The sequence below is a fragment of the Candidatus Abawacabacteria bacterium genome (assembly GCA_016207805.1).
Classification (GTDB): domain Bacteria; phylum Patescibacteriota; class Gracilibacteria; order RBG-16-42-10; family RBG-16-42-10; genus JACQZO01.
Map to the genome: position 1 here is coordinate 1 of JACQZO010000004.1, position 2,219 is coordinate 2,219.

At 38.7% G+C, this 2,219-nt stretch carries 3 protein-coding genes; all 3 read right to left on the bottom strand.

Annotated features, from left to right (window positions below; genetic code table 11):
- On the bottom strand, positions 1 to 622 hold a 622-nt coding region (locus tag HY817_01335), incomplete at its 3' end, for a hypothetical protein (GenBank protein ID MBI4835881.1).
- The gene (locus tag HY817_01340) at positions 622 to 1,260 is read right to left on the bottom strand and encodes a hypothetical protein (GenBank protein ID MBI4835882.1); all 639 of its coding nucleotides are present in this window, start codon (positions 1,258 to 1,260) and stop codon (positions 622 to 624) included. The genes HY817_01335 and HY817_01340, both read right to left, overlap by 1 nt.
- Before the next feature lie 3 nt (positions 1,261 to 1,263).
- A partial coding sequence (locus tag HY817_01345; protein MBI4835883.1) for a hypothetical protein occupies positions 1,264 to 2,219 on the bottom strand: 956 nt, incomplete at its 5' end.

Consider the following 2,219-nt stretch of genomic DNA (forward strand, 5'->3'; position numbering starts at 1 on the left):
CGTGTTTAAGTGATTGGCATTGTCCTAACCTTTCTGCTTCTATATCTATTTCGCCTCTTTCCGCTATCTGATTGCTTTGCCAAAGAACAAGCAGACCATTTTCTGGTTGGATGAACCATTGGCACCCAACCGCTTTGCAAATGTCGTCTAGGCAAGAGTCCAAATATTGACCCGTATATTGGCGTTCTAAAAATACACTTAGAATAGAGGTTTCACTATCTGCAATATTTCCTAGTCGATAGCTTATGTTATTGATAAAAGGTCTAGCTCCACTTTCATCTAATAACTGGTTGATAATTGTAGAAAATGGGTTTTTGAACTTGCCAATAATAGGGTTGCGTCTAGTATGAGTGTAATAGCCTAACGCATTATAACTAATAGCCAAGCTACTAAAATCTCTTGAACGAGAAAGAATATTTCCTACAAAAACTTGCTCTCCTGAGTATGAAACCTCGATTTTAGCTCTTTCTGTTAATTTCCAAGGTAAAGGACTTTTCCCTATAACGTCAAAGGAAAAACTCGTTCCACCTTTGGCTGAGGAATGGGTCAATTTTGGTTTATTGCTGAACTTGATAGGATCGGCTAAATTTCCTATTTTTATACTCCAACCTTCGCTAAACATTAAAATACGCCTCCTCCATTTCCACCATTACCAGAATTAGAGTCAGTGACAAAAATGTCTATCCTACGGGCAGAAGGTGGAAGACTAGCTTTTGCATTTCCTTCACTTGCAAGCTCAAAAAGGTCTTTTTCTAAAATGGGAGAGCAAGAGCATTGACGTTGAAGAAAACCACCAATATCAACAAAATTGATTTGTTGAATAGGCCAGGTTACGTCTACCTGGTCTACTGTGTCTTTATAGCGAATGCCATCAAGCAAACTCACTCTCTCAAATGTGTTGAAAGAAAAGCCTCCACGAAGTTGGGTTAAAAAGGCCAGTTCAGCATTGGCTTGTTGCTGGCACTCTCCATCACTCATAGCTTGTTCGTTAAAAATAACTTGAGTGTAAAGACCATCTCCTGCCATTTCTGCTGCCAAGAATTGAGCTTGTAAGCCTGTAGCAATAGCCTCTCCAGACGCATAGATTTGCACCTCAATTACTGTTTCTGTTCCACCTTGAGGCGCATAAAAACTTTTGGGCTGTTTTAGGAATATTTTTCCATTAGTTTGATCAATATAGGCTGTGTAGTCATCTCCAGGCTGATCAGCTATTGATTTGCTTGGATCCAAGAATGCTAATGTAAAATTAATTGTTGCCATAAATTAGCCTCTACGAGCTAGATTAGCTCCATTTAGCTGGCGCAATCTGTCTTGGTTAACTTGGTTTTGCTCGCTCATCAAATTAGAAAAAAGTTCTTTTAGCTGATTGACTGTCTTGTTATCTCCTAGAAATCCTTGTACTTGTAGATTGACAGTTACTTGGCTGTTATTATTTTGGTTGATTGCTTGACTAGTAGAATTATTTATTGAGTCAGGAGACTCAGTTTGATTGTTAGCATTGTTGGTTGTTGGGGCTTGATTTGATGGCTTTGATTGGTTATTTGTAGCTTGACCAGGCTTTTTAGGTGAACCACCAACCGCAGCGTCAGGAGCTACAGGAACAAAGCCTTTTTTGGAAGCACCTTCTCCGTCACCATTTTGAGTGTCTTTTTCACGATTGGCAAAAAATGCTTTCTCTTCGTCTGATAAATCATTGCCGTTAGAAGGAGGAGGAACATTTGGAATTTCTGGCTTATCTCTTGGGCCAAAGCCACCATTGCCTTTATCACCACCCAATCCGCCTATTGAGCCAGGATCTATGGGAATTATACCATCTACATCTTTGGTTAAATCACCTTTGAGTTTTCCTGCATTACGAAACTTTTCTACTATGGCGATAACTTGATCAGCAAAGTTTGCATGGCGTTTTCTATTACTTTTAAGATTGGTAAAACCTTTACCATCTTTGAAATCAATAGTTACAAGTATGCTGATGACTGAATTTTCCGTTCCTCCTGCAAACACTCCATTTATTTGCTTTGCATAAACTTCATCTGCTTTTTCTTTAATGTTAGGATTTGCTCTTAATACAGTTAAAGCATAAGCTCTTAAAGCTTTTGCACCTAATTGTCTTGCTTCTGCCTCTAGCAGATTGCCTTTTTTGCCTTTTAAGAATATGTCTCCTGAGCCAGGATCGTTTACATTTTTTACTCCAGCTTTTTTAAGTAATACCTCTAGTA

Bases quoted from the DNA above. Each gene is read 5' to 3' on its own strand.
- HY817_01340 (MBI4835882.1), bottom strand. From the start codon at position 1,260: ATGGCAACAATTAATTTTACATTAGCATTCTTGGATCCAAGCAAATCA.